We start from the raw sequence: 6,748 nt of genomic DNA, 5'->3' as shown, positions 1-6,748 counted from the left end.
AGTCAAATGGAATTATATTCCGAGCGACAATTTAAAACCAACCGCATAGACCACACGACATCGGATGTTTATGGGGTGAGTTATAAACCGACAGAAGCCCAATTTATAGAGGGGTCTTACTCGATAGGCCGTGTGAGCAACCGTCACCGCAATCATACCAGTTTAACCGGAAATGATGAAACTCGTCGTGATGTTTGGGCGGTGGGATACGGTTATAAAAATGATGTTTTCCAAATCCGTAATCGTGTGGAATACCGAATCGATAACGGCAATGAACGCATAAGACAATGGGTGACTACTAACCGGGCGAAGACGGTGGTCAATGAAGACTTAAGCTGGCTGGTACAGTTTGACTTTGCCAAGACGTTAGGGGAGCACAGAAACAACAGTGAAGTGGTGAGTAACTACACGGAATCGATGGTTGGTTTTGCTTACCGACCGAGAGCGATAAACAACCTGAACTTATTTGGTAAATTGACGTATGTGTATGGATTAGACCCGGATGACCAGTTGATAGTGAACTCAACGTCATCAAGCGGTAAACGTTATACGTCGAGCTTGTATGACCAAAAGAGCTGGGTATGGTCATTAGAAGGTGTTTACGAATGGAATGCGAACTGGGAAACGGCGTTTAAAGCGGCGCACAGACAGGGTCATTTACGTTATAAAGGTGAAAGTGACTGGTACTCATCGGGTGCAAGTTTGTATGCGGTGCGTGTTAATTACAAGACAGGCGACTGGGAATATCAGGTTGAAGGTCGAACACTACGAACAAGTCTGGCAGATGACCACAAAGACGGATTGGTGACCAGTGTTTATCGTTATATTGGCGACAACATCAAGATGGGCGTGGGTTACAACTTCACGGATTATAACGACAACTTAACACACCTGAACTACCGTTCACGAGGTTGGTTTGTCAATGTAGTGGGGAGTTTCTAATGAACAGTTGGCAAAAAGTTACCGGTGTAGAAAAGCACTTACCGAAGATGCAGTTCAATGCCCCAAGGGTTGAAAAACGTAAAGAAGAGAAGAATTTACGCATATCAGGAGAGAAGATAATGCGAACTGAGCATAATGCAACAGTGCAAAAGACGATGCTAAGAAGCATAAAGCGCTTATTAGCTTCTGCGTTGATATCGATGACGACGATATCAACAGCATATGCCTTTGATATAGGTGGAAAAGTCTATTTAGATTATGACAATACGGCCAGTAAAACAGAAATGCCGTTAACGGGTTTAAAAGTTGAATTATATGACAGTAATCAAAAGTTACTATCGGACACGACCACAAATCAGGACGGTAGCTATAAATTAGATGCGCCGTTACTGGGGACATATAAGGTTGTGGCAAAGACGACGGAAGGTGAAACCATTGATCGTTCAGTGCAACTTATCGTTGATACTGGTGCGTCTGCTCAAAACTTATTTATCAAAGGGCAAGGCGGTGATATCAACTTAGCGATAAAAGACGACAAAGGAAATGGTGCAAAGAATATTCCTGTTAGGTTGATTCATACCTCTTCTTCAAGGCAAATTGTTTTTGCAACCAATAATGATGGTGTAGTTGAACTTAAAAATACCTTAAAAGGGCATCTGTATGACATGACGGTTGATACAGCAGATTTTGTTGCTGACTCAAGTAATAAAATCAAATATGCTTTATGGGATGCAACATTACCAGACAGTAAAAACGCCTACGTTAATAAAATTAGCTTTAATATGGCGGGTAAAAATCAAAAAGGGCAATTTAATGTTAAACCACGTAATGAATGGGGTATTGACGGAGTTGTCGCTATTGATCAAAATGGTGATGGGATCTATACAGTAGGCTCTGATACCGGTGCGATTGATATGAATGTCGAGCTTTACTATCCCGGCACGACAACCAAAGTACTAGGTACAGGAACAATAACTACAACTGATAATGGCCGTTATCGTTTTAGAGATCTAGCTGTTGCAAGTTATGACATAAAAGTAACCAATGTAAAAGCACCTTATATTCCACAGAATAAAACCGAACAAACTGTTAAAATAACTGATGCAATCGGTCAAACAAGTGGCCCGACATTTTTGTTAAATATTGATCCGAACGATACAACTTTAGCAGGTATATCAGGTTCGGTATTTGCATTAGGTTCAGAACAATTCCCTGAAGACGGCCCAGATGGGGGTAAAACAGGAAATACTCTACCTAAGGATGGTAGTACCTTTCTTAACACGCCAGTCAATCTTTATCAACATGATGGTAATAGTTGGATATTAATTGCTAAACAGACCACTAATAAAGCGGGGGCTTATAAATTTGGAGGACTAAGAGCGAATAAAGATTATAAAGTCGTTTTAGATGAATCTGGTATTGATACGACCAAATATTTCTTTATTGGCGATACAGATGGTAAATCAACCAGTACCTCATCTGAATCAAAAAGTACTCATAAAGGTAAAGTAAAACTCAGCAATGGTAAGCAAGACAAAATTGCTCCGAAAGAGATTATTATTCCCAATTTAAATGGCGGTACTAAGTCAAACCAAAACTTTTGGTATTCAATCATTGCACCAAGTCTATTAGCTGTAGAAAGTAGCTTACAGTCTACAAATAACCACGGAAACTGGGGTGGTATACAAAATGGTATTAGTGAATTAAGTACCGCACCTTATCTAGAGGTTGCTTTTTTTGAAGAAGATGGTGTCACGCCTGCGACCAAATTAGATGGGACACGTTTATATGCTAAATATCTAAAAGGTCCAGATGATTATTCGCGTGCTCAACGAGCTAGGGTTAATTCTGATCATGGTGGAATTTATACTTACAAAATTATTGGATATGATTCTAATTATTTAGATATCCAAGCTGTTACACAAGAATATCGAGTAAGATCAGTTGCAAATAATGCAAGTGCTACCGAAAGATTGGGTGGTTTTTCTATTGTATATTTTAGAGGTAAAACGCCTAACAGTATTTCGGGCTATGTTTACTTAAATAATAGCCATGTTGGTACCACCGGTAATTATGATCCTAAGTTAGATACGCCTATTAGATACACTCGTGTCGTTTTACAACATAAACAAGTATCTACTGGCAATTGGGAACGTGATGATATTGCTATTATGGGAACAAACAATGATGGTTGGTATAACTTTACCAAGTTACCTGATGGTGAATATCGAGTGGTTGTTCAATCAACTTTCGGCGCTGGCAGTAATGCGGATAAAAATGCTATTGAATTAGAACGTAATGATCAAAACGATACTATTGTTAATGAAACTTCTAGCATTATTGTAAAAGTAAAAGGCGGTCAAAACTATACTAAAGATACTAATTTCTGGTTTAAATTAAAACAACGAGATTATGTTGCTAAAGGTACAGTTTATTTGGATACTTACAGAGGAGAGGGTATACTTACTGTAGGTGGGACGGCTGATGCCTTTGATAAACCATTGTTTGATGCGACAGTTTTATTATGTAAAGATAATAATGATTGTACTTCACGCTCAGGTAAAAGTGTATTAGCTTCACAAAAAACCGATAAAACAGGACGTTATGAGTTTACTGGAAATGATGGACTGACGAGTGGGAAAGATTTTATCATTAAAGTTGTTCGCTCAGATACTGAGGCAGTAACAGATCCAAAACAAGGTCTTGCTCAGTTGCAAACGATTCGTTTTGATAAAATAGATTTACCTATTATCCATAACTTTTTAATGCAAGGTAAAAGTGATGCAATTACCTTTATTCCTATCAATGATTTAGATGGGAATGGTAAGTATGAAGGTAATGGTTCCAAAGAACAAGGTTATGGTAAATTTAAAGTTCTTTATTGGGATGGAAGTACTTACCAAGAATGGATGACGGGCGGAGATTTTTATCAGAATTTAATTCTTTACCGTTTACCAAAAGGTAAATATCGCATTATACATGATCCAGATAATACTAATTATAGTTATATTGATATTGCCGACAAAGATCCTGCTACAGCTGTAGGTATTTTTGACATAGAAGTCTTGGCCGATGGTACTTTAGCTAATAATGTTGAATCTAGTCAATATATTATGCAAGCATCAAAAGCATCTAAAGGAATATCAGGAAATCTTTACCTAGATATTACAGGTTCCAAAAAAATAGAAGATGCGGTTTTATTAACAAGTCAAGAGTTAATGAGATATAATAAAGATGCGCTTAGAGTAGAAGGCTTTTTTACGCCTCGTTTCTATAAAGGATACAATAATGGAAATATTAGCGCTATTTTAAATCAATCTGACTTTGTCGATAACAATGTAAAATATACGGGTGAATTTGTTTATAATGACACTAATTCACCTCGTGGTAATTTGTATTTAACTAATATAATTCTTAGATTACGTGGACTAGATTCACAACAATTTGAATTAGTTGCTAGTGGTAATGAACCTCAAGGCAGTCTTATTCCTAGTGAGCTGAAAAAACCAGAGTTTTTACAAGTTGCCCCTATTCCATCTGCTGGTGCAACTGATCAGTATTGGATAGTAAAACTGAAACAACCTACCGAAATCAGTGGTCGACTTTATTTTGACTATGATGAGGATGGTAACTTCAATGCTAGTAAAAGTGATGTGCCACTTGCCGGAGTAACGGTTGAATTATATCGTGATGGAAAATTCTATGTTAAAACTAAAACCGATAAATCTGGTATATACACTTTCCAAAATTTATTTAATGATACTTATACCATTAAAGTTACAGAAGAAGGCTTGGATGTAAGCGTTTATGAACTAAAATCAGAGTTTGATACTGTACCAAATATTAAAATTACATCACAAACACCAAAAGTATCAGGTGGTAATTTAGATTTCATCTATAAGAAAAATGGTGATGCAGCTATTGCAGGTTATGTAATGGTTGATATTAACAACAATGGTAGAACGGATATTAGTTTTGATAAAACAGGTGATCTTCCTGTATCGAATGTTAAGGTTAAATTATTTAAAAAATTAAATAATTCTCTTATTAACTATCTTGAAAGTACTACTAATGAGAAAGGCTATTATAGTTTCACTGGAATTGATCTTAATACGGACTACGTAGTTCAAGTTGTTCCTACAAGCAATTATGGCGTTATTTCAAATGCTAATCAAAAAGCTAGTGCAACTTTAGACACAATAACCTTTAAAGATATTGGACGAACGGTACAAAACCAATCCTTCCTATTAGCTGGTAGTTCAAACAGTTCACCGGCGGCAGGTATAAGCAGTAATCAAGCAATCAATAGTGGTATTGCGGGTAAAACTATTATTGACGGCACATCACCTGAATTACCAATTGATCATGTATTGATTGGCCTAGTTGATTCAAACGGAACAGAGATCGCTCGTCAATATACCAATGATAAAGGTGAATATCATTTCTATAACTTACCTTCCGGTAAGTACAGTATTAATGTTGTAACCTCTCCGGATGGTTATTCATTAGTTAAAAATAGTGAAGGTTCAACTCAACCAATCAGTACTTTATCCAATATTCAAATAACCAATACTGGTGTCTTTGGTAATAGTTTCTATTATAAAGAAGCAAGTGCTAACGGTATTCAAGGGAAAATCTTCGTCGATTATGCCGATAATAATAACGATTTAGATCCTACAAAGGCGTTTACCTATTTACTTGATAGTGCGATCTCGTATACCGTTGAATTGCATGACGGTTTAGATGGTACTGGTAAGTTATTAATGACCCAACAAACCGTGGATGGTGAGTATCAATTCCCTAATTTGATGTTTGGTAATAGTGCTAACTATTCTGTGGTGCTGAAATTAGGCGCTAATGCCGACCATGAGTTTAAACAAAGCTCAGCAGGTAACGATCCGAAACATATTGTTATTCCGGTTGCGAGTTTACCAAAACAAGGCTCACTGGATAATAATTATCTGTTGGTAGGAAAACAAAAAATCGATGGTGTCGTCTGGATTGATGAAAATGACAGCAAAGACAGACAGGATAACGAAGGGCGTAATGGCATCAATGTGACCCTTAATTATCAGGCACCGGGTGCAACGGATTATGTTGAACTTAAAAAAGTTGACACCAAAACGGTGAATGGCAAACAAGGTTACTATCAGTTTGAAAAATTACCGAAAGGCGGTAACTATCAAATTATGGTTAGCACACCGGAAGGAACGGAATTAATTGCGGACAGTGTCATAGCCGGAAATAGCGATAACTTTGTGTTTAACCCGTTAACACAAAATGAGTTAGACAAAAATTCAGCGTATAAATATATTGCCATGATCAAAGGTCATGTCAGCATTGATATAGACAACAGCCGAACCCACTCAGCGATTGATGCGGATTTATCTGGTTTAGTATTAACTCTGACTAAAACGGGTAGCACAATTACGAAACAAGTGACCACTGACAGTAAAGGTAACTTTGAGGCGGGCAACGTATCGGAAGGCGATTGGATTATCACCGAGGACAGTTTACAAACCGTGGCTGACTGGGATGGTTATCAATTGAGCTATACGGATATAGGACAAGGTGCAGTTAAAGCCGGATCACCTAACTTATCGCTCAAAGTGCATGTTGCTGATAATAAGTCATTAGTTAACGGAATAGAAATAGGTTATCACGGCAGTGCGGTTATCAAGGGTTATGTGGTGATCGATGCCGATAACGACGGAAAATACAGCGCAAATGATATTGCCTTTGGCGCATTAAGTACGCCAATTACGCCGAAACTGGTGTTAACATCGGCAAAATCAGGATTTGAGGA

Annotated in this window: 2 protein-coding genes; both read left to right on the top strand. The window is 37.6% G+C overall.

Going from position 1 to position 6,748, the window contains the following annotated elements:
• Window positions 1-396 precede the first annotated feature (396 nt).
• Window positions 397-942: a hypothetical protein gene (locus ACGH47_RS11245; RefSeq protein WP_411590995.1), complete on the top strand. Its 546-nt coding sequence runs from the start codon at window positions 397-399 to the stop codon at window positions 940-942.
• Window positions 942-6,748, top strand: a 5,807-nt coding sequence (locus ACGH47_RS11240; RefSeq protein WP_411623465.1) for an SdrD B-like domain-containing protein, incomplete at its 3' end; no start/stop codon positions are given. The genes ACGH47_RS11245 and ACGH47_RS11240, both read left to right, overlap by 1 nt.

This window comes from Gilliamella sp. CG16, from assembly GCF_046635785.1.
In the GTDB taxonomy this organism is placed as follows: domain Bacteria; phylum Pseudomonadota; class Gammaproteobacteria; order Enterobacterales; family Orbaceae; genus Gilliamella; species Gilliamella apicola_I.
This window is presented reverse-complemented; position numbering and strand designations above follow the sequence as displayed.